The following is a 26246-nucleotide window of genomic DNA, read 5'->3' as shown; positions in this document are numbered from 1 at the left end:
CGGCCACCATCATGACCGTCCCCGAAATGGCCGACCGCACCTATATTGAGCCGCTAAACGTTGATATTCTGCACGAAATCATCCGCCGCGAACGCCCAGACGCCTTGCTCCCGACTCTCGGTGGCCAGACGGCACTCAACCTCGCCATGGAACTCAATGAACGCGGCATTTTGGACCGCTACCAGGTGGAGCTCATCGGTGCAAAGGCCGAATCCATCCAGCGCGCCGAAGACCGCCACCTGTTCAAGGAAGCCATGCTCAAGATTGGCCTGGACCTCCCACGTTCCGGTTCGGCACACTCCATGAGCGAAGCGACGGCAATCGCCCACACTATCGGAAGCTGGCCGCTAATTATTCGTCCGGGCTTTACCCTTGGCGGCACGGGCGGCGGTATCGCCCACAATCCCGAAGAATTCGAGACCATCGTGAACCGCGGTCTTGACGCATCACTCAACAACGAAGTCCTTATCGAAGAATCGCTGCTTGGCTGGAAAGAATTCGAAATGGAAGTCATGCGCGACAAGAAGGGCAACGCCGTTATCGTCTGCTCCATCGAAAACCTGGACCCCATGGGCGTACACACCGGCGACTCCATCACGGTCGCCCCGATCCAGAGCCTCGATGACCGCGCCTACCAGGCCATGCGTGACGACTCCCTGAAGGTCATGGAAGCCATCGGCGTGGAAACTGGCGGATCCAACGTGCAGTGGGCCATCGAACCCAAGACCGGTCGCCGCATCATCATCGAAATGAACCCGCGCGTGAGCCGTTCTTCTGCGCTTGCCTCTAAGGCAACGGGCTTCCCCATCGCAAAGATTGCAGCCCTCCTCGCTGTAGGCTACACCCTCGACGAACTCCGCAACGACATTACGCAAACGACCCCGAGCTGCTTTGAACCGGCTCTCGACTACGTTGTTGTGAAGGTTCCGCGATTCACGTTCGAAAAGTTCCCGAAGGCCGATTCTACGCTCGGCACCCAGATGAAATCCGTGGGCGAAGCGATGGCCATCGGCACCAACTTCAAGCAGGCCATGCAGAAGGCGCTGCGCTCCCTCGAAACAGGTTACGGTGGATTCGGTTCTTGCGCCAAGTGCGAAAAGTTCAAGGAATACGACGACGAAACGCTCACCAAGGAAGTCGCCCGTCCGAGCGCCGAACGCATCTTCGTGCTGTACGAAGCCTTCCGTCGCGGTTGGAGTATCGAAAAGCTTTACGAACACACCAAAATCGACCGCTATTTCTTGCGTCACTTGGAAGAACTCGCCTACTTTGAAGACGAAATCAAGGCAGCCAAGTCTCTCGCCGGCCTCGCCAAGAACATTCCGCTGTTCCGCCAGGCCAAGGAATTCGGCTTTAGCGATATCCAGATTGGCTACATGTTCCACAAGCGCCCCGAAGACGTCATGGAAGTGCGTAAGCAGATTGGCCTCAAGCCGAGCTACTACTCCGTAGACACTTGCGCTGGCGAATTCGAAGCCATTACGCCGTATTATTACAGTTGCTGGGCCGAAAATTCCGAACCGGTCCGCACGATTATCGGCAACCGCGGCAAGAAACGCATCATGGTGCTCGGCGGCGGTCCGAACCGAATCGGCCAGGGTATCGAATTTGACTACTGCTGCTGCCACGCTGCCTTTACGCTGCGTCGCGAAGGCTACGAAGTCATCATGGTGAACTCGAACCCCGAAACGGTTTCCACCGACTACGACACCTCCGACAAGCTCTACTTTGAACCGCTCACGCTCGAAGACGTGATGGGCATTTACGAACGCGAAAACTGCGCGGGCGTGATTGTGCAATTCGGTGGTCAGACTCCGCTGAACCTCGCCATGCGTCTCAAGAAGGCCGGCGCAAACGTCGTAGGTACAAGCCCCGAAGACATTGACCTCGCCGAAGACCGCGACTTCTTCAAGCAGCTGGTCGACAAGGTCGGTATCAAGCAGGCCGCATCCGGCATCACCCACAACGTGGAAGAAGCCTTGGCTATTGTCGACCGCATTGGCTACCCCGTGCTTGTGCGCCCGAGCTTCGTTCTCGGCGGCCGCGGCATGGTGATTGTCTATAAGGAAAAATACCTCCGCAAGTTCGTAGAAGAAGCTGCCGCCATTGGCGAAGGCAAGCCCATCCTCATCGACCGCTTCTTGGAAGACGCTACCGAACTCGACGTGGACTGCATCAGCGACGGCAAGCACACCGTGGTGGGCGCCATCATGGAACACGTGGAACCCGCAGGCATTCACTCCGGCGACTCCGCAAGCGTCATCCCGCCTATGACGCTTTCCAAGGAAATCCAGGACAAGGTTCGCCAATATGCGAAGGACTTTGCAAGGGAACTCCACGTGGTCGGCCTCATGAACATGCAGCTCGCCGTGAAGGATGGCGAACTCTACATGATCGAAGTGAACCCGCGCGCATCCCGCACCGTGCCGTTCGTTTCCAAGTCCATCGGCGTTCCGCTCGCCAGCTACGCAAGCCGCTGCATGCTCGGCGAGACCCTCGAACAAATCGGCTTTACCGAAGAAGTCCACGTGCCTTACGTGAGCGTCAAGGAAGCCGTGTTTCCGTTCGTCAAGTTCCCGGGCGTGGACATCACGCTTTCTCCGGAAATGAAATCCACCGGCGAAGTCATGAGCCTCGATCGCGACCGCGGCCTTGCCTACCTCAAGAGCCAGCTCGCTGCAGGCAACAAGGTGCCGAGCGAAGGCAACATTTTCGTCTCGCTCAAGGACGAAGACAAGCAGAAGGCTGTGCCGCTCATTCGCCAACTCGTGAACCTCGGATACGAACTGTACGCCACCCGCGGTACCTCGACGATGCTTTACAACGAAGGCATCAAGACCCGCGCCGTGTTCCGCATCTCCCGTGGCCGCCCGAACCTACTGGACCTCATCCACGACAAGGAAGTGCAGTGGATCGTGAACACCACCGAAAACGGCGCCGAAGCCATGGTCGACGAAATCCAGATGCGCTCCAAGGCAGTCGTCTCGGGCATTCCTATCACCACGACCATCGCCGCCCTCACCTCCACCGTGGAAGGCCTCATGGACAAGCACGACTTCGGAAGATTCGAAGTCTGCAGCCTCCAAGAGTACCACAGGCACGTGAAGAAATAAGATGTGATTTGGGAAGGTCCCTGAGCTTGCCGAAGGGAGCCAGAATTTCCTTTAACTACAAAACAGGTGTCCCGAGTGGGGCACCTGTTTTTCACCCATTCAATTACTACTCGTTTTCGGGAAACATTCTTACAAATTGATATTTAACTTTATCCTGTTTCCTATAGTAATAAGAAGCCTGTATAATAAATTCCAAAATTATCAAGCAAAAGTTAATTAAGGAACAGCAAGTTTGAGTAGTCGCACAAACACAACAGCCACTATCAAATGAGATGGCGAACAAAAGTAATGTCACTTGCATTGCTAAAATCGCCTTGAAAAATATTTCATAAAACCCAGGCATATCATCAACATTTTTTCCATAATCCTTAAAAAATATTTCAAATCGATTATAACAATCCGTTCCGTAAGCCAATTCACGTATTTTACGATTCAACAGCATATCACGACGGAAAGACCAACCGAAATGTATAACAACTAAAGCCATCAAGCAAAATAAGAAACCCGCTATCATTATGGAAACATGCATAACAAAAGGTTTAAACAGTAAAGCATCTTCAGTAATTTTTACGACACTTGTTTCCAAATGAGTGTACACATAGCCTAGTCCAGCAAATATGCCAATAAAAGCAACCACCAGCTGCATAAATACATTCTGGTGGCTGTTTTGATTTTCTGCAAATTGTCTATGTAAATCCAGTTCTATTTTTTCACACGAACTAGACATCTTTATTTAACACCTAAAGCAGCTGCTATGGCAGAAATCACAATCATTAAAACGAAAAGGCCGCCACACCCAATACCACTCCATTTCATAATCTTTTTTAGGCCGCCAGAACCTCCTGCTGATTCACCCCCACTCGATTTCCCAGAAGAAAACACTTTCTTCCACCAAATAGGACTATAAATTCTCGCATTAAGGTTTTGCATATTTTCTAGCATTGTTTTTTGTGGAGGCACAACATCTTTGACAAAAGAATCTAATCTTTCACAAAAACCTTGTTCATCGCCATAAAACAATTTTCCCTCATCAACACATCTATACAGCAAAGCAGACCAGTGTTTATACCAATAACTATTGACAGACTTCCCCGCAAGAGATGATTTTGCCAACGATAGGAATTCTAGAATTTCACCCTTATTATGAGGAACCGCAACAGTCTTCAAATACTGAGCAAATTCCTGCTCCGATGCTGTAGGTTTATAATTTATAAGTCCCCCATCACCATCGGTATCTCCAGACGTCAAAAAAACTTTATTATTCGCTATATAATCATCAATAAACTTATTCTTCTCTTCTTCAGAAGAAAAAGTTCGCTTTTTAAATTCCATATTGTATGCCGCAAGACTCAAGCTACTTCCATTAAGGAACCGATTCCGCAAATCGCTTTTTCGCTTAATATCAAATTCTCTTATTTTATTTTTGAAATCCGAAATAGCACTTCCAATTTGTGAAATTCCTAATTCCATTCCACAATCTGGACATCTGACTGCATCAGTATTCAAAACTGTTCCGCAATTAGGACATTTTCTCACCTTTCCAACAAACACCTGTTCACGCTTGGCGTATTCTTCAGGTTTATTTGCTGTGCCAGCCCATTCGGTTGCCGTTCCACATATGGAACAGAATGCGACACCTTCTTCCAACTTATTTCCGCAATTTTGACAAAACGGCATATAGATTCCTTTTTTAAGTTAAACCTTTGTGTTTATCATCTTGTAAACAGCGCCTGCGTACACGAATAACAACAGGCCTGTCAAGACGATGTATGGAGCTACATAGAGTCCAACAATAGAGAAGACAAGATTATCGGCTATAAACGCAATCAAAAAGAGCGACGACATTAGCCGAATATTAACAGAATGCCCTTCCCTTTCAAAACGAAAGCCCAAAACACCCACAAGGGCAGAATAAATCGTTATTCCACCCATTATGGTAATCAACCATACATTATCGTTATCGACATTCATGGAATACAGACCATATCCAGCAAGAGCGGACATTCCCAAAGAAAGTAAAATCATAAACCAATTCGGTTTCATTGTTTGCTCCTACTTTAGCATTTGCGGAATTTCTGGAGGCATTAATGCAACCAACTTAAGAACATCTGGAATATTCTCTGCCGTCAGCCATTCTCGCATCCCCGGCTTCCACACAAAAGTATCCTTTGTAACTTTTTTCTCATTTATGAGCCTCGAAAGTTCACTCTGAGAAAACGGCCCCGCCTGTTTTCCATCCAAGACAACATAGTAGACACCGTTATTTACCGAATTCAACACCACATTTTGAGGCATCGACGCAGTCGGAGTCTGCATTTGGCAAAGCGTCTGATTCATGGCATTCGTCATCTGCTGAGCTACGGCCATACCAAGACCAAACTCTACAAGACGATCCATCGAAAAGAAACTGTTGTCACTCATACTTCTCTCCTACAATGAAGGCGGAACAGGCGGCACGCCGGGATTTCCCGGAACCGGAGGTACCGGGGGAACAGCTGGTGTGAATAAAGACGCGAGCTCCGGCACAGTTGAGGCCGCAGCCCAAGCAGGCATCCCCACTTTCCACACCAGAGTATCCTTGGTCAAAGTCCCCGCAGCAATCATCTGCTGCAACGCATTCATATCAAAAGGTCCTGCAGACTGGCCATTGACAACCACATTGAACTGAATCTGCGGAGGCATGGGCGGGGGCGGAGGAGCCATATTGGGAGTCATACCGGGAACACCCTGCATTCCACCCATCATATTATTCATCATTCCCGCCATATTCTGACCAACGGCACCACCAACAGCCATGCTAGCCATCATTGCACCAGGATTGAAAGCGCCGTTTCCGCCCATATTCATTCCGCCATTTGCCCCGAGTTGTCCCAAGGCGTCTGTGCCAGCCAAAGCAACCTTGGTCTGCTGATTTAGCTGATGAGCCATAAAATTTGCACCTTCAGTCTGCAATTTCTGCGCACGCTGGGCTTCTTCTCGCTGAATACGGAGCGATTCCTCCATATTTTCGGCATTGATACGCTGCATATCCTGCATATTCTGGATATTCACAGCGCTCTGCGCCTTCATCGTATCCAAATTCACATTCGCCTGTGTTTTGGTAAATTGAGTCTGAATATCCTGCGTAACACTCTTAAGGGTCACATAAGCATCACTCGTCTTGTCCACCTCAATCGTAGCAATATCTACAGAAGAAACAACAACACCGAATTCACTCTGCAAACGCTTCTTGAGACGTTCTTCAATGGCATCGCTCACTGCTATTATTTTCTTTTCTATTTGAACGAGCGGGATATTATCAACGATATTGATAACGGTATCCTTGACATACTTAACGCAAGCATCCTTAATTTGCTTTTGGAACGCGTCCAAATCAAAATTCACAAGGCGATGCAGCTTGATAAATTCACGATAGTCCGCAATCTTAAAGCTCATCGTTCCGCGGACCGCAACGGGAACGCCTAAATCGGGTTGACGCGGATCAAACACATCAAAATACGGAATCGCGAACTTAATCTGGATGATGCCAGCAAGATTGATATAGTAGACTTCGGCCTGGAAAGGAGAAGCCCCGCCAAACGCCAAGCCAACAATACTTGCAAGTACAGGGAAGTTCGCCGTTTCAATTTTCTTGTCAAACGGACCTTCGATAAAATCCTGCTGCGTTCCGTCTTTTTGATTATATACAAATACAGCGACTTCACCATCTTTGACGCGAACGGTGGAACCATACCGAATGGCATTCTCTTTTTTTGTGGTATTCGCTTCCTGCCCCGCAGGACGCCACTTCCAAATAAGATACGACGGTTCGTCGCACCGGATGGCGTCCATAAAGCCGCCTTCATTTACCTTAGGAGCATTACTGCCAAATCCAAAAAGACCCATAAAATACCTACTGTTAATTTGAACTAAAAAGAGTTATTACCGCTCATTTCAGCGTTCGCAATACCCTTGACGGAATACAAACGCCAAAAGGGCGGTTTCCAACTCGGAAATCGTCTCTGACAAAATCATTTTGTAAACTAAATTTTACACGGGGGGGGGAACAGAATAAAACGAGCCATTTTTAAGCCTATTTCGCCCATTTTTCTTATACCCATCAAATTCATACGAAAGAAATATACATAAAATTTGCAAACAATGTACCTGTTCTTAAATTTTTTTTAGAATTTTGAGTGTTACCAACCACTTTTGAGCAGAAGCACCCCAAAAAACGAATATTTATGCAGGAAAAAAACAATGTATGGCAACCTACATTAAACCGATACCAACGCTGAGCGAACGCATTACGGAGATGTTCGCTATGATTGCCCAAGATAACGGGATATATTTTTCCGTGTTGCATTTACAGCTTGATTTTTTTTATTAAGAAAAGAGGTTTGCTATGACTGCAATGGCTGCCGAATTTTCTGAAATCATCGAAACGCTTACCGAGGAAGATTTGCGTTCGGCCTTGGGTTATGTCCGGTTTCTCTCGGCATCCCGCAAAAAAGCGGCAAAAGCGACCATGAAACAGATTCAGGGAATTTTCGCCGACGACAAGGGCTGGAAGAACGAGCAGGAGATGCTTGCTGACATGGCCAACTTCAGACGGACCCGAACCGCTTGATGAAAATCCTGCTTGAGACAAATGTCCTGATATCCGCATTTGTCTTTGGAGGCAAGGCGGTCGTCTCGGGCATTCCTATCACCACGACCATCGCCGCCCTCACCTCTACCGTGGAAGGCCTGGAAGACCGGCTGGCCTTTAATTCAGGATGTTACAAGACCCCAAAGGCCAGCCTCTCGCACGGCAACTCAGCCAAGGCTTCTTTGCCTTCGCTCACAGGGGACAAGCACGACTTCGGAAGATTCGAAGTTTGTAGTTTACAGGAGTACCACAGGCACGTGAAGAAGTAGGAACTGATTAAGGGAAGGACCCTGAGCTTGCCCCGGACTTGCCTCCATTGAGTGGAACCGAAGTGTTCCAGGCTTAAGGCATCACCTTTTAAAAGTAAAAAAGAGGGGTCGCAATCGCGGCCCTTTTTTGCATTCTAAATTTTTGAATTGCACAATTTATTCTGAATTCTTTTCACAAAGCCAAAACAATGATGAAAACGATCGTCAATAACGATGCACTTCCAATAGCAATCCACACCGCCGTATTGTCCGTGTCCTTCATTTTATACGACCCGTCAGACTGAAGTTCAGCCGTATACCTGTCATCTCCCCTGTTGCCGAAGTTTACGTTCATGATGGGCCCATTTATCTGTTGTTTGTTCTCTTGCGAAGGAGCAAAAGTCGCCTTCAAAATCGGTGTATTGGAATCCCCATGAACATTTTCTGCAGCCGTATTTTCGGATTCGGCAACAGTCTGTTTTTCAGCATTACTCAAAACTTCGCATTGGCAGGTTTTAAGAATTTCAGCGCACAAATCCGATTGTCCTTCCGCACATTTTGAGCAAAAATCGATGCATATTGCATCGTCCGATGCAGCAACCACCACAGAGCCCGCAAATAAAACGAACAGAAATAATTTCAGCATAGACGCCTACGATTCTGAAATGATAAGTACTGTTACAATTCCCACTGTAGCAAGGACACTAAGTAGGATAATCCAGAAAGAGGACCCCTGCGATACTTTGGTGTCATTCGCTACCGGCTCATAATCAGGCCTCGGTCGTAAGCCAACAACTCGGCTGTTTACAACCATTATGCCGACAAACCCGGTACGAACGCTCCACAAATCCACTCGATCGTTATCATTGGGCTTAAAATCCCGACCATTGCGAACAGATTTGTAAAGGTGAGGCCTGTAATTGTACACAAACTCTACGGTATCCCCTCTATATTCCGTAAAAACGGGTGTACCAAGAATGGGTGCTACTTTATTTATGTCTGGTTCCGCTAAAATGGTCTTCATGTCATCGTCATCAACCCAGTTTTCTTTTAAGCCATAAGTAGATGCACAACCGGCAAGAAATAACACCATTAAAACAATAGCACATTCAATAATTCTTTTTCTATTCATACAGGCTCCTCCAAAATCTGTCAATTTTTTCGTTCGGAAACAAGTGTTTGACTCTCATTCAACATACCAAAAGAAATATAAATAAAAAATTCTCTTTACAACATTTTTTTACTAAAACAACTTCTTTTTTAGGCAATATCACCCCAAACTTATGTTTTTCCACAGACAAATAAACAATTAGGTTTTTAATTTACAAAACCCCTCTTTTTTTTGATATTCTATTTCATAAAGCGATTTCAGAAAAAAAATCTGGCCATAGGTAATCTTTTTTCTCATTAACGTCGCCATTCACAAAAAAAATTCTATCTTTCCCACTATGCTTATCAGGCAGTACAACGAAATGGACCTTGCGGCAATGATCCACATCTGGAACGAGGTGGTGGAAGAAGGCATCGCCTTTCCGCAAGAGGACTTGCTCACGCCCGAAACCGGCAAGCAGTTCTTTGCCGCACAGACCTACTGCGCCGTTGCGGTCGAGGACGGCAAGATTTACGGGCTATACATTCTGCACCCGAACAACGTGGGCCGTTGCGGACACATCTCAAATGCGAGCTACGCAGTCGCTTCGGAATCCAGGGGCAAGCACATCGGCGAAATGCTCGTAAAGGACTGTCTTGAACAAGCTAAAAAGCACGGTTTCGGAGTTTTGCAGTTCAATGCCGTCGTCGAAAGCAACACGCATGCGCGGCACCTGTACGAGCGCCTCGGATTTGTCCAGCTCGGAACCATCCCGAAAGGTTTCCGAATGAAGGACGGACATTACGAAAACATCTGCCCGTACTATCACGAGCTGTAATTCTCTTCCGCAAAAAAAAGATTACTTTATTCGTTACACCCTGTCCATGCGCGGCAGGGATTTTACGTTTTTTGGATATTATTCAATAAACGAAAAACATTATCCGTAAAGTCAGCGCGGTTTTCTTTCATTTTCCCAGCGATTTCGCCGTTTTTCGCGAAATTTCGCGCATTTCTCTTTTTTGGCACGCTCTTTGCATATATGGCGCGAATTCCAAAATTCCTTGGAATGAAAACAAGGACAAGCGCCATGAAACTCGTTACGGCCTACATTCAACCCGAACGACTCAATCTCGTGAAGCAAGCGCTTTACGAAAACAACATTTTCAAGATGTCAGTAACCAACGTGCTCGGCTGCGGCCAGCAGAAGGGCTATAACCAGCGCTTCCGCGGCGTGGTGACCGAAGTGAATTTGCTCAAGAAAATCTGCCTCAAGATTGCGGTAAACGACGAATTCGTGCAGCCCTGTATCGACGCCATCATCAAGGGCGCGCGCTCCGGCGAAATCGGTGACGGAAAGATTTTCGTCACCAGCCTCGAACAGTGTATCCGCATCCGTACCGGAGAAACTGGGCCGGAGGCGATTGGATAAATAGCGCCTTCGGCGCAGTTACGCCCTGCGGGCTAGTTAATAGATACTAGTTACTAGAGGCTCTCAAAAAAGACTAGTAACTAGTAACTTAGAGCTCGCAACTATACCATCTTTTCAAACCATATTTTAAGGACTACCAATGAACGAAGTTACACAAGTCGTACCTGTCAGCGACGCCATCTTTATGACAGAAAACATCTGGATCATGATCAGCGCCATGCTGGTGTTCATCATGGGTCTCGGATTCGCCTGCGTGGAAGCGGGTCTTGTGCGGGCCAAGTGCTCTGCGAACGTCGCGTTCAAGAACATCGCGGTCCCCGCCATAGGCATCACCATGTACGCGCTGCTGGGCTTTGGCCTCATGTATCCGGGAACCTTCAACGGGATTCTCGGATTCGCAGGCCTTGGCATCGGCGATTGGGCTAACCCGGACAGCTTCACCGCCGCCTACAACGGCCACTTTACGTTGTTTGCAGACTGGCTTTTCCAGGCCATGTTCGCCGCCACCGCAGCCACCATCGTCTCGGGCGCCGTAGCAGAACGCGTGAAGCTCCATTCCTTCCTCATTTTCACCATCATCTATGTTGCCTTTGTCTATCCTATCGTGGGTAGCTGGACATGGGGCGGCGGCTGGCTTTCTACCCTCGGTGCACACGGCTTCCATGACCTGGCCGGTTCTACGCTGGTGCACTCCGTGGGTGGCTGGGCAGCGCTTGCAGGCGTGATGATTCTTGGACCCCGTATCGGCAAGTATGTGGGCGGCAAGGTGCATGCCATCCCGGCTCACAACATTCCGCTCGCCACCATCGGCGTGTTCATGCTGTGGTTCGGTTGGTGGGGATTCAACGCCGGTTCCGCTCTCTCTGGCGACCCGAAGGCTACTAGCTGGATTTTGGTGACCACGAACCTCGCCGCTGTTGCCGGTATCATTACCGCGACACTCACCAGCTGGATTGTCTCCAAGAAGCCCGACGCCACTATGGCCTTGAACGGCTGCCTTGCCGGTCTCGTGGCTATCACTGCCGGTGCCGACGTGGTAACTCCGCTCTCCTCCTGGATTATCGGCGCTATCGCTGGCGTGCTGGTTGTGGGTGCGGTGTTCATGTTCGACCGCCTGCACTTGGACGACCCGGTCGGTGCCCTCTCTGTTCACCTGGTAAACGGCGTGTGGGGAACTCTCGCCGTGGGTATCTTCGATATGACCGGCGACTACACGCTGGGAACGCAGGCTGTTGGCGTGCTTGCCTACGCAGTGCCCTGCTTCGCAGCCGCAAGCCTGATCTTCTACGTCATCAAGAAGACTATCGGACTGCGCGTTACTGAAAGACAAGAACTTCGCGGTCTCGACCAAAGCGAACACGGTCAAGAAGCCTACAGCGGATTCCAGATCTTCAGCAATATGTAAGTTATACTCCATAAATAGAGGCTATCCCGCGGGAGAAATCCTGCGGGATTTTTTTAATGTCGTACCTTGACGATATAGAAAAAGCCCGCTCAGGGCGGGCTTAACAAAATGGTGACGCACAAATGCAATGTTTTATTTTGACTTGATGCCCAGCTTGTTCATGCGGTAGTTCATCATGCGGGGAGACACGCCCAGGTCGCGGCCTGCGGCTGAGAGATTTCCGTTGTTGCGCTTGATGGCCTCGGTGATGATTTCACGCTCGTAGTTGTTCAGCATCACGTCGAGAGGGGCTATTTTCGTACTGGCAGCACCCGACTGCCCCGTGCTGAGACTGGTTTGAAGCGATGGAGGCAGGTTATAACTGTGGATGCAGTCGTCGCTTGCGGTAAGCACCGCCCGTTCCATGCAGTTTTCCAGTTCGCGGACGTTGCCCGGCCAGTGGTAGCTCATGAGCAGGTTGATGGCCGTCGTCGAAAGACGCACCACCTTCTTCGCGTAGCGCAGGTTCATCTTCTCGATGAAATGCTCCGCAAGCAAGATGATGTCGGACTTGCGCTTAGCCAGGTCGGGCATGGAAATGGGGAAAATATTCAGGCGGTAGAAAAGGTCTTCGCGGAACTTGCCCTGGGCGATGAGTTCTTCCAGGTTACGGCTGGTAGCCGCCAAAAAGCGAACGTCCGAATGGAGTTCCTCGTTGCTGCCTACCCTGCTGAAGGTGCGCTCCTGCAAGAACCGCAAGAGTTTCACCTGGGTCTGCATGGTAAGGTCACCGATTTCGTCCAAAAAGAGCGTGCCTCCGTTGGCGGCTTCGGCGCGACCGATACGGCGGTTCACCGCTCCCGTAAAGGCACCCTTCTCGTGACCGAACAGTTCGCTTTCCACCAGGTTTTCCGGAAGGGCCGCACAGTTCAGGGTAATAAAGGGCTTGTCCTTTCTTGCAGACAAATTCACAATGGCACGGGCTATCATCTCTTTACCCGTACCGCTCCCGCCACGGATCAGGACCGTAGCGTCGCTGGGCGCCACCTGGCGTACCTGTTCGTAAATCAGCTGCATCTCCCGGCAATTCCCTACCAGATCGCCCGGATTGTTAGAAAGCATGTCGCGGAGCTTGCGGTTCTCTTCCAGCATGGCTTCGCGTTCGTTGTGCAGCTCGATACATTCGTTGGCGGCGTCGCCCGTGATGTTGGCGATGATTTCCAGCAGGGCCACGTCCCGGTCCAAATCCGTCGCGCCATCCACCGGGCGGTCGATAGAGAGCGTGCCGATGACCTGGCCGTCGTGAATCAGCGGCACACAGATGAAGGCCACCTGATTTTCGTAATGACGGCTCCCCGTACGGTTCAAGAAGCGGGAATCCTTGCGCAGGTCGGGAATCACATGGCTGATGCCACGCTCCGCCACATGGCCCGTAATGCCCTCGCCCATCCGGTACAATCCACGCTGTTTTTCGGATTCGTCGAGCCCACGGGACGCCTCGATCTTGAGGGTATCGCCAAAGAGGAGCGCGAAAGTGCCCCGCAACATGCCGAGCTCGGATTCAAGAATGCCAAGCACATTCTCGAGTAACTTTTCCACATTGCGCTCGTGGATGATGGCGACGCTGATTTTTTGAATAACCGAAATTTCGGAACCGATGGGAATTGGCATGGACATAAGATAGCAAATGGGGTTCGAGGTGTGGGGTCGTGCCTACGGCACTTTGAGGTATGATAAACGAGTAGTTAAAATTTTGCTCAGAGTGAGCCAAAGGCGAACGACCTCATAGCTCAAAGCCTTGCACAGCATGGCGAGCTCAGAGCCTTTCCTTTATTCGCTGGAGTGCGACTTTCGTGCGCTCATAGTCGCCGAAGGCGGTCAGGCGGAAATAACCCTCACCGCAAGGACCGAAACCGCTACCGGGTGTACCCACCACTTCGCAGGTGGCAAGCAGACGGTCAAAGAAATCGAAGGACTTTTCGCCGCCTTCAATCTTCCACCAGATGTAGGGAGCATGCTCGCCGCCGAACACGGTATAGCCAGCCTCGGTGAGTTCCTTGCGGATAACCCCAGCCGTGCGCATGTAACCCGCAATGACTTCTTTGGTCTCCCGCCAGCCGACCGGACTGTAGATGGCCTCGGCGGCACGCTGGGTCACGTAGCTCACGCCGTTGAACTTGGTACACTGGCGGCGGTTCCACATGGAATGGAGTTTCGAAAGTTCGTGAGGGATCACCGTGTAGGCGCAGCGCACGCCGGTAAAGCCCGCCGTCTTGCTGAAACTGCGGAACTCGATAGCGCAGGTGCGGGCTCCCGGAATCTCGAAAATAGAATGGGGCAGCGACTCGTCCTGGATGTAGCAGTTGTAAGCCCCGTCAAAGAGTATTATCGCACCGTTCTCGTTGGCGTAATCCACGAACTTCTGGAGGGTCTCGCGGCTGAGCACCGTGCCCGTGGGGTTGTTCGGGCTGCAGAGGTAAATCATCTGCACCGGATTCTTGGGCAGGTCCGGCTGGAAGTTGTTTTCGGCGGTGGAGGCCAGGTAGGTGACCTTAGAAAAATGTCCATCATCTTGCAACACGCCCGCGCGCCCGGCCATCACGTTGGAGTCCAGATAGACCGGATAGACAGGGTCCGGAATGGCTATCTTTACATTTTCTGTAAAAAGTTCCTGGATGTTCGCCACATCGCACTTGGAACCGTCGCTGACAAAGATATCCTCCGGATCCATATCAATCCCGCGGGAGGTGTACTCCCCCGCCACAATGGCCTGACGCAAAAAGTCGTAGCCCTGCTCGGGCCCGTACCCGCGGAAAGTCCCCTTCTCCGCCATCTCGTCAACAGCCTTGTGCATGGCCTTGATAACTTCGGGGACAAGCGGCGTGGTCACGTCGCCGATTCCCAGGCGGATGATGTCGGCATCGGGCTTTTTGCCCTGGTATTCGGCAATCTTTTTGGCGATGGTAGAAAAGAGGTAACTGCCGGGAAGAAGATCGTAATTGGTGTTAAGTATATTCATAATCGCGTTTCCAAAGTGTCATTCTGAGCGGAGCGCCGTAAGTCGTGTAGTCGAAGAATCTATTCATAGGCTTCAGATTTAGATCCTTCGACTTCGGCGTTTCACGCCTACGCTCAGGATGACACATCCTTGTTTTAAATTTCTCCTCTGAAAACTTCAGTAGCAGGGCCGGTCATGAGGACGGGGCCGCCGTCTTGATGCTTGATGTGGAGCGTCCCGCCGTCGAGAATGATGTCGGCTTCGACGCCCACGCGGCCCGTGCGCTGGGCCGCAACGAGGGTGGCGCAACTCCCGGTTCCACAGGCCATGGTGACGCCACAGCCTCGTTCCCAAACCCGCATGCGGATTTGGGTGGGCGCCCCCTGCTCTGCAGGCAAGACCTGCGCAAACTCGATGTTACAGCGGTCCGGGAACTGCTTATCTACTTCCAGGACACTCCCCCACTTTTCCAGCTGGATCTTCTCGATATCATCGACGAAAATGACCGCATGGGGATTTCCCATGGAGACCGTCTCGGCGGTAAAGTCGAAACTGTCGGCGGGAAGTTTGATACTCCCGAGGAAATCCCTGGGGAGGCCCATATCCACACAGACCCGACCGTCTTCCAGAAGCGAGGGCTTCACAAGGCCGCTCTTGGTATGCAGAACAAAGACCTTGGTGCCGGCATCCTTAGCAAGTCCGCGGCTGACAATGAACTTTGCCACGCACCGCGTGGCGTTCCCGCACATGGCGGCCTCGGAACCGTCGGCGTTAAAGATGCGCATCTCGAAGTCGACGCCCTTGGTGCAGCCGTCGCCCTCCAGCGGAGTCACGAGGACAACACCATCGGCGCCGATACCGAAACGGCGGTCGCAAAGCCGAACAACTTGCTGTTCAAATCCATCGCCAAGATCCAGCGATTCTCCCGGTTCCAGCAGCACGAAATCGTTACCCAGGCCGGTCCATTTTGAAAATTTTAAGCTCATGCCTGCCAACTTGCAAAAAATGTGCCAATTTTACACAAAATGTTAAAACATGTCTAAAACTGCCTAATTTTGGCAAATTTAAGCAAATATTCCAATGTATTATTTTTACAATTTTTGTAAATTCAACAAATTCTTTTACAATTTTTGTAAAGCAAACTATTAAGTCCAATCACTACAGCTCGCATCGCTGGGCATGCGCCAGTCGGCACGGGGCGACAGCGAGATGGTTCCGACCTTCGGGCCATCGGGAATGCAGCTGCGCTTGAATTGCTGCGTAAAGAAGCGCCTGATAAAAACAGCGAGAGCCTTGTCGATTTCTTCGTCAGTATGCCTGTTTGCGAACGCGTATTTCGCGAGGTAGCGGAGTTTTTCGGGAGCGGCTCCGTATTTCGCAAAATGGTAAAGGAAAAAATCGTGCAGTTCGTACGCCCCGAGAATGCTTTCCGTTTTTTGAGCAATCTGGCCGCTTGAATCGGCAGGCAAAAGTTCCGGAGAGACGGGCGTGTCGAGGATGTCGCGGAGGACTGCGGCAAGGGCGGCTTCGTCGCTGGAGGCGAGATGCGTGGCTTTTTGATCCGGGATAGATTCCGCGCCGGTTTGATTCGGGTTATGAGTCGCGCGGTCGGCATACCAGCTTACGATATGGCGCACGAGCGTCTTGGGAATATCGCAGTTCACCGCATACATGGACATGTGATCGGCATTGTAAGTGCTCCACCCGAGCGCAATTTCGGAGAGGTCTCCTGTTCCGATGACGATTCCGCCTTCGCTGTTCGCGATATCCATCAGGATTTGCGTGCGTTCGCGGGCCTGCACGTTCTCGTAAGTCACATCGAGCTTTTGCGGGTCGTGCCCGATGTCGGCAAAATGCTGGAGGCACGCCTTTTGGATATCGACGGTGCGGAGTTCCACGCCCAGGAGTTTCGCGAGTTCAACTGCATTGTTCCTGGTGCGATGTGTTGTCCCGAATCCAGGCATCGTGAGCGCAAGTATTTCTTTTGCAGGGCGGTTCAACAGCTTGAACGTTTCCGCAACCACAAGAAGCGCAAGCGTAGAATCAAGCCCGCCGCTCAGGCCAATTACAGCACGCTTGCTTCGGGTCGCCTCTAGGCGCTTGGCAAGCCCCGCGCACTGTATGTTGAAAATCTCGGTGCAAGAAGCGTCACGAGTTTCGAGCGAGCCAGGAACAAAGGGTGTCGGCGAAACATAGCGGTACTGTAGCTTTTCGCATGCGTGCAGGTTATCAAGAGTAGCCGCCCGTGCAATGATAGCACGGCTGTCAAAATCCTGGAAGCTTCCTTCGCTCAGGCGTTGCATATTCAGGCGTTCCACGTCCACATCAGCATAAACGATTTCGGTTTCCCGCGAGAAAGGCTTGCTTTCGGCGAGCATGCTCCCGTTTTCTGCAATCATCAGGTAGCCACTGAAGACCATGTCCGTTGTAGATTCGTGTACTCCGGCGGAGGCGTACACGTAGGCCGCCATGCAACGCGCCGACTGGTTCATCACCAAGTTCCTGCGGTAATCGCGCTTGCCTACCAGCGCATCACTTGCAGAGAGATTCACGATGACGTTCGCGCCTGCAAGGGCAAGTTCCCCGCTGGGTGGTGCCGGTGTCCACAAGTCCTCGCAGAGTTCCACGCCTATGCGAACCTCGGAACCCGCGCCCTTCACAGTAATAAAATTCGTGACAGGGACTTCGCCTGCGCCTTCTATCGCACACTTCACGATGCTAGCGGCACTCCCTGCCGAAGTGCCACATGCCCCGCGCAGTAAATCCCGCCCGCTCGAAAAATGGCGTTTCTCGTAGAATTCGCGTTGGTTCGGCAAGTGAATCTTGGGCGTAATCGCCACAACGCGCCCGTGCTGCACAAAGGCAGCGCAGTTATACAGCCTTCCGAATATGCGCAAAGGCAGGCCAACCGCAATCACGGCGTCGCTTTCTTTTAAGGCGTCCGCAATCCGCACAAGCGCATGGGTGCTGTTCTGCAAAAGCAGTTCCTGGTGGAACAAGTCGCTGCAGGTATAGCCCGTAATGCAAAGTTCCGGGAAAACGACAAAAGCCGCCCCGTTAGAGGCAGCAATTTTCGCGCTCCTGATAATTTCTTCGGTATTGTAGGCGGTATCGGCCACCTTCAACACGGTCGAAACACATGCGAACCGGTAAAATCTGAACATAGTTCCGTGGGCAGTTTACAGCAGCCGTTACTTGAGAACCGCGACTTTCGCCTTCGCGTCGGCCATGGCGCGTACCACCAGGGAAGCACCGTTCGCGCAGTCGCCCACCGCATAGATGTGTCGGGACGGATCCGGGATAATCGCTGTTCGCGGGGTAAGTTGTAGGCCCAGGTCATTCACGATTCCCTCGGCAGGCACGCCGGTGAATCCCATGGCGAGCACCACCAGGTCGGTATCGATGACCTCGGTAGAATTCGGGACTTCAGCAGGCTTGAGCGGGCGGCCCTGCGGAGACATTTCCCATTCCACACGAACCGCTTCTACGCCTGCCACGCGACCGTCCTTCACAATGAACTGCTTGGAAGATACGTTCCAGCGACGCTCACCGCCTTCGTGCTGGGCGTAGCTCGTGCGCAGCATATACGGCCAATCCGGCCACGGAGTGGACGGAGAACGCTCCTCGGGCGGCTTGGGCATGAATTCAACCTGGAGCACGCTTTCGCAGCCTTCACGGATGGCCTTGCCCACGCAGTCGTTACCCGTATCGCCACCGCCAATCACCAACACCTTGCGGCCCTTGGCACTGAACTTTTCGGGATTCTTTTCGCCCGGCATTTCAGCACCGTGCAAAAAATCGAGAGCGAGGAAAATACCTTCGGCTTCACGGCCCGGGATTTTCAAGTCGCGGGCGTTCGGCGTACCGATGGCGATGAACACCTCGTCAAAATTCTTGTGGACGTATTCTGCCGCAATGTCCTTCCCTATTTCGGTATTGTAGATAAACTTGATTCCGGCTGCTTCAAGCAAGGCGATACGCCGATCGATAATGGACTTGTCGAGCTTCCAGTTCGGAATGCCGTAACGCAGCAGGCCTCCCGCCTTCGCATGCTTCTCGAAAACCGTGACGGCATAGCCCTTGCGTCGCAACGCCTCAGCAGCAAACAGCCCCGAAGGACCGGAGCCGATGACGGCGGCAGACTTTCCGTTGGGCTCAGCCGTCGGCAACACCACGCGACCTTCCTCAAAGGCGGTCTCGATGATGAACTTCTCGATCTGGCGTACCATCACCGGGTCGTTATGCACGTTGCCGGTACAGGCGGATTCGCAGAGCGCGGGACAAACGCGGCCCGTAAACTCCGGGAAGAACGCCGTCTTGCTGATGATATCGTAGGCGCGTTCCGCATTCCCGGCAGCAATCGCCGCATTGAATTCGGGAACGAGGTTTCCGAGGGGGCAACCCGCACCATGGCAGAACGGGATTCCACAGGTGTGGCAGCGTTCCGCCTGGCCGATGATTTCTATCGAAGTGAGTTTGCGTTCGACTTCGTTGTTGTCCTTGACACGCTCTTCGACAGGGCGGTAGATGTCTGCGATTCGGTTTTTTTGCTGCATTATGCCCTCCCCTTCTTCGCCAAAGCGTTCCTGTAATCCACCGGGAAAATCTTCACGAACTTCGGGCGTTCGCTGTTCCAGTTTTCCAGAATGCGCTTGCCCTTCTCGCTACCCGTCGCCTCAACGTGCTGATTGATGATGCCGAGCAGTTCGCTTTCGCTCTCCGTGCCCGGAAGCACACTTTCTAGGTCGGCGGAATCCACGTTGCAGCTCAGGTCAAAATGCCCCGTCTCATCGTAGACGTAGGCAAAACCGCCTGTCATACCCGCGGCGAAGTTCACGCCCACGCGACCGAGCACAACCACGCGACCGCCTGTCATGTATTCGCAGCCGTGGTCACCCACGCCTTCGCTGACCAAAAGCATACCCGAGTTACGGATACCGAAGCGTTCGCCCGCGAGACCGTTGATGAAAATCTTGCCCGAAGTTCCGCCATAACCGATGACGTTACCCGCAATCACGTTGTCTTCGGCCTTGAAGCTTGCATTGCTAGGCGGGCGCACGATAATCTTACCGCCCGAAAGGCCCTTGCCCATAAAGTCGTTGGCTTCGCCCTGCAAATCGAGGGTGATACCCGGAGCGAGGAATGCACCGAAGCTCTGGCCCGCGACACCCTGCAGGTGAATCTTGATGGTATCTTCGGGGAGGCCCTTCACGCCAAAGCGTTCATCCACCTCGCCGGAAAGTTCCGTACCCACGGTGCGGTCGGTATTGTGCACTATGGTGCAAAGTTCCACGGACTCGCCATTCTTGAGGGTATTGAACACGAAAGGCAACAGTTCGCGACGGTCGAAGTTCACCAGTTCTTCTTTCACAAAGTTCTTGTCGAAGGACTTGATGCCGCCACCCACGGTCTTGAAAATCTTGGAGAAGTCCAGGTTGTGCGCCTTGTAGAAGGCAATAGCTTCGTCCCGTTCCAGCAAGTCGCTACGGCCGCAGGCCTCTGCCAGGGAACGCAGGCCAAGGCTTGCAAGGATTTCGCGGACTTCGTCGGCAATAAAGTAGAGGAAGTTTTCCACATATTCGGGCTTGCCCGCAAAACGCTTGCGGTATTCAGGATCCTGCGTAGCGATACCCATGGGGCACTGGTTCGTATGGCACTTGCGGTCCATCACGCAACCGAGACTTACCAGAAGGTTCGTAGCAAAGCCGAATTCTTCGGCACCGAGGAGGGCAGCCACCACCACGTCACGGCCTGTCTTGAGCTGGCCATCCACCTGGAGCTTGATGCGTCCGCGCAAATCGTTCAGCACCAGCGTCTGTTCCGCTTCGGCAATACCGAGTTCCCACGGGAGGCCTGCATGCTTGATGGAGGTAAGCGGAGATGCACCCGTACCGCCATCGTGACCGGAAATCAGTACCACGTCGGCATGAGCTTTAGCGACACCCGCGGCAATTGTACCCACGCCCACTTCAGACACGAGTTTCACGGAAACGCGGGCCTTCGGGTTGGCGTTGCGCAGGTCATAAATCAACTGCGCCAGGTCTTCGATGGAGTAAATATCGTGATGCGGCGGCGGAGAAATCAGAGACACGTTCGGGATAGAATGGCGGATACGTGCCACGAACTCGTTCACTTTATGGGCTGGCAGCTGGCCACCTTCGCCGGGCTTTGCGCCCTGGGCCATCTTGATCTGCAAATCCTTTGCATGACGCAGGTAGTCGATGGTCACGCCAAATCGGCCCGAGGCAACCTGGCGAATCGCAGAACTGCGGATATCACCGTTTGCGGCCGGAGTATCGCGGTCAGGGTCCTCGCCACCTTCGCCGCAGTTGCTCATGGCACCAATGCGGTTCATGGCAATGGCAATAGTCTCGTGGGCTTCGGGGCTCAAGGAACCCAGGCTCATGGCACCAGCCACAAAATGCTTCACGATAGATTCGCGAGATTCAACTTCGCCAATATCAATCGGCGTTGCAGCCTTGAACTTGAAGAGCCCGCGCAAAGTCGCCTGACGTTCGGACTGGTCGTTAATCAGCTTGCTGTAGACCTTGAACTTCTCATAGTCGCCACCCTGCACCGCCTGGCGGAATGCGGCAAGCGACTGCGGAGTCCACAGGTGCTTCTCGCCTTCCTTGCGGAACGCATACTGGCCGCCCGACTGCAGAACCTTGCTTGCATCGGCAAACGCAATCTTCTGACGCTCGCCCACTTCGCGGGCAATTTCTTCGAGGCCGATACCTTCGATGCGGCTTGCCGTACCTGGCAGGAACTTCTCGATGAGTTCGTGGTTCAGGCCCACGGCTTCAAAAATCTGGGCGCTGCGGTAGCTGCGGAGGGTAGAAATACCCATCTTTGACATAATCTTCAGCAGGCCCTTATCGACAGCCTTTACATAATTTGCAGCAGCCGTCACCGGATCCACATCCAGGTCGCCGTTGTGGCACATGTTGGTAATGCTCTCGAAAGCGAGATACGGGTTGATGACCGTGGCACCGTAACCGAGAAGCAACGCAAAGTGCATCACTTCGCGCACTTCACCGCTCTGCACGATCAAACCGATTTCGGGGCGAACACCCGCTTCCACCAGGGCACGGTTCACGCAAGCCGTCGCCAAAAGCGAAGGCATAGGCACGTAGCCCCAGTCAATGTTCTTGTCCGAAAGCACGATGATATCGTAGCTGTCCTGCACCGCACGCACGGCATCGCCGGCCAAGTTCTGCAAGGCAGCCTCCAGCACGGAACCGTCACCGCCCAGCGGGAACTGCATCTTGAGCACCTTCGCCTTGAACGCCTTGTCGCCGATATTTTCAAAGCGGCGGATTTCATCTTCCGTCACAATCGGGCGCGGAATCTTAATCAGGTGAGCCTGTTCCGGAGTTTCTTCCAGAATGTTGCCGTGGTTCCCGATGTATGTCGTAAGGCTCATCACCAGCTCTTCGCGAATCGGGTCAATCGGCGGGTTAGTCACCTGAGCGAACAGTTGCTTGAAGTAGTTGAACAGCGGTTGCGGCTTGTCCGAAAGTACAGCCAGCGCGGCATCGTTACCCATGGAGCCAATCGGCTCTGCACCGTTCTTCGCCATGGGCTGCAAAATGATGCTCAGGTCTTCGGCGGAATAGCCAAAACGCTTCTGCTGCACCAGAATGTCGTCGGGCACGTCGGACGGGTTGATTTCGCTGAAGAGCCCGCGGACGCTCATCTTGTTCTCGGCAACCCAGCGGCGGTAAGGTTTGGCACGGGCCACCTGCGCTTTCATTTCCGCATTCTTCAAGATGCGGTGATTTTCCAAATCCAAATAAATGATTTCGCCGGGCTTGAGGCGGCCCTTTTCTTCCACCTCGTCATCGCGGAGGTCGAGCACGCCCGTCTCGGAGGCCATCACGAAAAGACCGTCTTTACACAGAGTGTAACGTGCCGGACGAAGGCCGTTGCGGTCGAGAATCGCACCCGCATTTACGCCATCGCTGAACGCCACGGCGGCCGGGCCATCCCACGGCTCCATGAGCATGGATTCATATTCGAAGAACCCACGCACGTCGCGACCCAGGTAATGTTTTTTGCCCCAGGCCTGAGGCATGAGCATCATCATCGCATGCGGAAGGCTACGACCCGCAGCGACGAGGAGCTCAAACATGTTGTCAAGGCTAGCCGAATCGCTCTGCCCCGCCGGAACAAGCGGCAAAAGTTTCTGCAAATCGTCGCCGATAATCTCGCTCTTCAGATGCGGTTCGCGGGCACGCAGGCTGTTGAGGTTTCCGCGCAGAGTATTGATTTCGCCGTTGTGAGCGAGGTAGCGGAACGGGTGCGCCAGCGGCCAAGTCGGGAAAGTATTCGTAGAATAACGCTGGTGAACAAGGGCAATCGGGCTCTCGAAATCGAGATCGTTCAAGTCCTTGTAGAAGCCTTCAATCTGGCTCGCCAGAAGCAGGCCCTTGTACACGATGCTACGGCGGCTGCAGCTGCAAACGTACAAGCCCTTGCAGGCCTTTTCCATTAGGCGACGTACCACATACAACTTAATATCAAACGTGCCGTCATTTTCAAACGCCGTCCCGTCAAAGAACACCTGGCGGATATGCGGCAACGTCTCGCGGGCAGTGCGGCCGATCTTGTCGGCATTCACCGGCACCTCGCGGAAGTTCAGCACTGGCATGCTCTCGGCAGCGGCAATCTCCTTGATCTTCGCGTCAAAGGCATCCGCCGCAAGCGTATTCTCCACAAAGAACATCGCCACACCATAGCGGGCAGGCAATTCCGGGTGCAACTTGCGGAAAAACTTGTGGGGCATAGAAAGTAAGAGACCCGCACCGTCGCCGGTTTCCGGGTCTCCACCTGCTGCACCGCGGTGCATGAGCCTCTTCAAAACGGTAATGCCCTGCAGCACAATCTGGTGCGAGGCGACGTTATTAATATTGGCGACCAGGCCGACACCGCAGGCGTCGTGTTCGTTCATCGGGTCGTAAAGAGCTTGAGCGTTCATACTCGTCCTTTCCTAAATTTGCGAATCATTTTCAAATCCGCGCATTATTCCTATTTTTGCGAAAGGACTTTGCAAAAACCGTGCCAAATCTCAGCACAACCCGCCAATTATTGAAAAAGCGGAAAGAAAATGTAAAGAATGGAAAATCGAAGGCGGTTTTAGAAAAGGAATAAATTTCATTTTTTGTAAAAACACGAGCAGTTATTACACCTTTCGTAACATAAAAAGTGGGCTTACAAAGCCCCCTTTAATAAAATCCCCGCCACCATCGCTGGCAGCAGGGATTTTAAAGGATTTCCGTTAGGAAAGATAAGGTTGATTAAGCGTTGCGCTCTACGAGCGCAGGCATATCGGCTCGGAAATGGGAACAAACGAGTTTGTTCCCGCTTTACTCGCCTTATTATGCCTTATTCAAACGATCCTGGATCATGTCGATGATTTCAGAGAGTTCCTTCGGGAGGTGCTTGCCGAACTTCGGATAGTGGTTTTCCTTAACGTCGGCGAGTTCCTTCTTCCAGCCTTCCACGTCAACCTTCGTGATTTCCGGGAGAGTTTCCTTGTAGTAGTCAGCGAGGCCTTCAGTATTGATGGCGCCGTCCTTCGGCATGTAACCGATCGGAGTTTCCTTGGCGTTATCGACACCGTCGCAACGGTCGAAGATCCAAGCGAGCACGCGGCTGTTGTCGCCGTAACCCGGCCACATAAAGCCACCCGGGAGTTTCTCGTTGTTGGCATCCTTGCGGAACCAGTTCACGTAGAAGATCTTCGGAAGCTTGTCTTCGGTAGACTTCTTGCCGATTTCAATCCAGTGCTTGAAGTAGTCGCCCATGTTGTAGCCGCAGAACGGGAGGATGGCGAACGGGTCGCGACGGATCTTACCGACTTCAGCAGCGTTGATGGTGGAAGCAGCGGTGATTTCAGAACCCACGATGGAGCCGAGGAACACGCCGTGGTTCCAGCTCAGGGACTGGTGGACCAGAGGAATGGTGGACGGACGACGGCCACCGAAGAGGATTGCAGAGATAGGCACGCCGGCAGGATCTTCCCATTCCTTGGCAATGCAGGGGCACTGGTTGGCAGGAGCGGTGAAGCGAGCGTTGGGGTGAGCCATTTCTTCGCCCTTGGGAGCCTTGTCCTTGGGGAGAGCGTCGCGGGTCTGACCCTTCCAGTCAACGAGCTTGCCCTTGGCCGGGTAGCCGATGCCTTCCCACCAGACGTCGCCGTCTTCAGTGAGGGCGCAGTTGGTGTAGATGGTGTTCTTTTCGGCAGAGATAAGAGCGTTCTTGTTGGATTCTGCAGAGGTGCCCGGAGCAACGCCGAAGAAGCCGGCTTCCGGGTTGATAGCGTAGAGACGGCCATCCTTGCCAAACTTCATCCATGCAATGTCGTCACCGATGGTTTCAACCTTCCAGCCCGGGATTGTGGGGATAAGCATGGCGAGGTTCGTCTTACCGCAAGCAGACGGGAAGGCGCCAGTCACGTACTTGACTTCGCCCTTCGGGTTGGTGAGCTTGAGGATGAGCATGTGTTCGGCGAGCCAGCCTTCGTCGCGAGCGAGAACGGTAGCGATACGGAGAGCAAAGCACTTCTTGCCGAGGAGGGCGTTTCCACCGTAGCCCGAACCGTACGACCAGATGAGGCGTTCTTCCGGGAACTGGGTGATGTACTTGTGTTCGACGTCAGCGCAGGGCCAGATACCGCCGTCGGTTTCGCCGTTGTTGAGCGGCTTACCCACGGAGTGGAGGCAGGGCACGAATTCAGCGTTCTGGTCGGCATTGAAAATGTCGAGGACCTTCTTGCCGGCGCGAGTCATGATGTCCATGTTGAGCACGACGTATTCGGAGTCGGTCAGTTCGATACCGTTCTTGGAAATCGGGGAACCGAGGGGACCCATGCAGAACGGAATCACGTACATGGTACGGCCGTGCATACAACCCTTGTAGAGGCCCTTCATGGTTTCCTTAAGTTCCTTGGGGTCGATCCAGTGGTTGGTCGGACCGGCGTCTTCTTCCTTCACGGAAGAGATGAACGTACGGGATTCGACACGGGCCACGTCAGACGGCAGAGAACGGAACAAGAAGCAGTTTTCCTTCTTCTTGAGCGGAGTGGCAAGGCCAGCCTTGACACACTTCTGCATGAGGGCGTCATATTCTTCCTTGGAACCGTCAACAACAACCACGTTGTCCGGTTCGCACATTGCGATGCATTCTTCAACCCAAGCCTTGATCTTGCTGTGCTTGATGTCGTTGAGAGTCAGACTCATATAGAGCTCCTGTTTGGTTTAACGTTAAGTTTCGATAATTTCGAACGGGGATAAATTTACAAAAAACAAACCCCGGCAAAAGGTCCAACCTCCTAAAAAAAGGTGCTTTTT

General features: G+C 52.5%; 20 protein-coding genes. 6 read left to right on the top strand and 14 right to left on the bottom strand.

Annotation, left to right across the window (positions count from 1 at the left end):
• A partial coding sequence (gene carB / locus IKB43_04760) for a carbamoyl-phosphate synthase large subunit (protein ID MBR2469450.1) occupies positions 1 to 3113 on the top strand: 3113 nt, incomplete at its 5' end.
• A 106-nt stretch (positions 3114 to 3219) separates the two neighbouring features.
• Here carB and IKB43_04755 read toward each other — a convergent pair.
• Genes IKB43_04755 through IKB43_04735 form a run of 5 tightly spaced genes read right to left on the bottom strand, consistent with a single transcriptional unit; the run spans position 3220 to position 6998 of the window.
• Positions 3220 to 3840, bottom strand: a complete 621-nt coding sequence (locus IKB43_04755; GenBank protein MBR2469449.1) for a hypothetical protein — start codon at positions 3838 to 3840, stop codon at positions 3220 to 3222.
• Between the two features lie 2 nt (positions 3841 to 3842).
• Positions 3843 to 4760: a zinc ribbon domain-containing protein gene (locus IKB43_04750; GenBank protein MBR2469448.1), complete on the bottom strand. Its 918-nt coding sequence runs from the start codon at positions 4758 to 4760 to the stop codon at positions 3843 to 3845.
• Between the two features lie 48 nt (positions 4761 to 4808).
• Complete coding sequence (locus tag IKB43_04745) at positions 4809 to 5156, bottom strand: hypothetical protein (GenBank protein ID MBR2469447.1); 348 nt, start codon at positions 5154 to 5156, stop codon at positions 4809 to 4811.
• Between the two features lie 9 nt (positions 5157 to 5165).
• Entirely contained in the window at positions 5166 to 5534 is a 369-nt protein-coding gene (locus IKB43_04740) for a DUF4339 domain-containing protein (GenBank protein ID MBR2469446.1), read from the bottom strand.
• Between the two features lie 9 nt (positions 5535 to 5543).
• Entirely contained in the window at positions 5544 to 6998 is a 1455-nt protein-coding gene (locus IKB43_04735; protein MBR2469445.1) for an SPFH domain-containing protein, read from the bottom strand.
• A 499-nt stretch (positions 6999 to 7497) separates the two neighbouring features.
• On the opposite strand from IKB43_04735, the gene IKB43_04730 reads away from it, so the two are divergent.
• Complete coding sequence (locus tag IKB43_04730; protein ID MBR2469444.1) at positions 7498 to 7722, top strand: hypothetical protein; 225 nt, start codon at positions 7498 to 7500, stop codon at positions 7720 to 7722.
• Complete coding sequence (locus tag IKB43_04725) at positions 7722 to 8012, top strand: hypothetical protein (protein MBR2469443.1); 291 nt, start codon at positions 7722 to 7724, stop codon at positions 8010 to 8012. Before IKB43_04730 ends, IKB43_04725 begins: the two co-directional genes overlap by 1 nt.
• 172 nt (positions 8013 to 8184) lie before the next feature.
• Here IKB43_04725 and IKB43_04720 read toward each other — a convergent pair whose 3' ends face one another.
• Together IKB43_04720 and IKB43_04715 are read right to left on the bottom strand one after the other, a co-directional pair.
• Positions 8185 to 8637, bottom strand: a complete 453-nt coding sequence (locus tag IKB43_04720) for a hypothetical protein (GenBank protein ID MBR2469442.1) — start codon at positions 8635 to 8637, stop codon at positions 8185 to 8187.
• A 6-nt stretch (positions 8638 to 8643) separates the two neighbouring features.
• Positions 8644 to 9123, bottom strand: a complete 480-nt coding sequence (locus IKB43_04715; protein ID MBR2469441.1) for a hypothetical protein — start codon at positions 9121 to 9123, stop codon at positions 8644 to 8646.
• Between the two features lie 316 nt (positions 9124 to 9439).
• Between IKB43_04715 and IKB43_04710 the strand changes: the two genes are divergently transcribed.
• From IKB43_04710 to amt, 3 genes are all read left to right on the top strand, one after another.
• Positions 9440 to 9919, top strand: coding sequence for a GNAT family N-acetyltransferase (locus tag IKB43_04710; protein ID MBR2469440.1), 480 nt, complete (start codon positions 9440 to 9442; stop codon positions 9917 to 9919).
• Positions 9920 to 10168: 249 nt separating this feature from the next.
• Entirely contained in the window at positions 10169 to 10510 is a 342-nt protein-coding gene (locus tag IKB43_04705; protein MBR2469439.1) for a P-II family nitrogen regulator, read from the top strand.
• A gap of 139 nt (positions 10511 to 10649) precedes the next feature.
• Entirely contained in the window at positions 10650 to 11915 is a 1266-nt protein-coding gene (amt, locus tag IKB43_04700) for an ammonium transporter (protein ID MBR2469438.1), read from the top strand.
• 132 nt (positions 11916 to 12047) lie between these two features.
• Here amt and IKB43_04695 read toward each other — a convergent pair whose 3' ends face one another.
• The 7 genes from IKB43_04695 to IKB43_04665 form a co-directional block, all read right to left on the bottom strand.
• The gene (locus IKB43_04695) at positions 12048 to 13571 is read right to left on the bottom strand and encodes a sigma 54-interacting transcriptional regulator (protein ID MBR2469437.1); all 1524 of its coding nucleotides are present in this window, start codon (positions 13569 to 13571) and stop codon (positions 12048 to 12050) included.
• Positions 13572 to 13710: 139 nt separating this feature from the next.
• Positions 13711 to 14913, bottom strand: a complete 1203-nt coding sequence (locus IKB43_04690; GenBank protein MBR2469436.1) for an LL-diaminopimelate aminotransferase — start codon at positions 14911 to 14913, stop codon at positions 13711 to 13713.
• 134 nt (positions 14914 to 15047) lie between these two features.
• Entirely contained in the window at positions 15048 to 15878 is an 831-nt protein-coding gene (locus tag IKB43_04685; GenBank protein ID MBR2469435.1) for a diaminopimelate epimerase, read from the bottom strand.
• Between the two features lie 159 nt (positions 15879 to 16037).
• A complete protein-coding gene (locus tag IKB43_04680; GenBank protein MBR2469434.1) occupies positions 16038 to 18056 on the bottom strand; it encodes an NAD(+) synthase in 2019 nt (672 codons plus the stop codon).
• A 27-nt stretch (positions 18057 to 18083) separates the two neighbouring features.
• Complete coding sequence (locus tag IKB43_04675) at positions 18084 to 19448, bottom strand: glutamate synthase subunit beta (protein MBR2469433.1); 1365 nt, start codon at positions 19446 to 19448, stop codon at positions 18084 to 18086.
• Entirely contained in the window at positions 19448 to 23872 is a 4425-nt protein-coding gene (gltB, locus tag IKB43_04670; protein ID MBR2469432.1) for a glutamate synthase large subunit, read from the bottom strand. Before gltB ends, IKB43_04675 begins: the two co-directional genes overlap by 1 nt.
• Positions 23873 to 24272: 400 nt before the next feature.
• Complete coding sequence (locus tag IKB43_04665; protein MBR2469431.1) at positions 24273 to 26135, bottom strand: phosphoenolpyruvate carboxykinase (GTP); 1863 nt, start codon at positions 26133 to 26135, stop codon at positions 24273 to 24275.
• Positions 26136 to 26246 lie beyond the last annotated feature (111 nt).

Origin of the sequence: Fibrobacter sp., from assembly GCA_017503015.1 — a bacterium.
GTDB lineage: Bacteria > Fibrobacterota > Fibrobacteria > Fibrobacterales > Fibrobacteraceae > Fibrobacter.
This window is presented reverse-complemented; position numbering and strand designations above follow the sequence as displayed.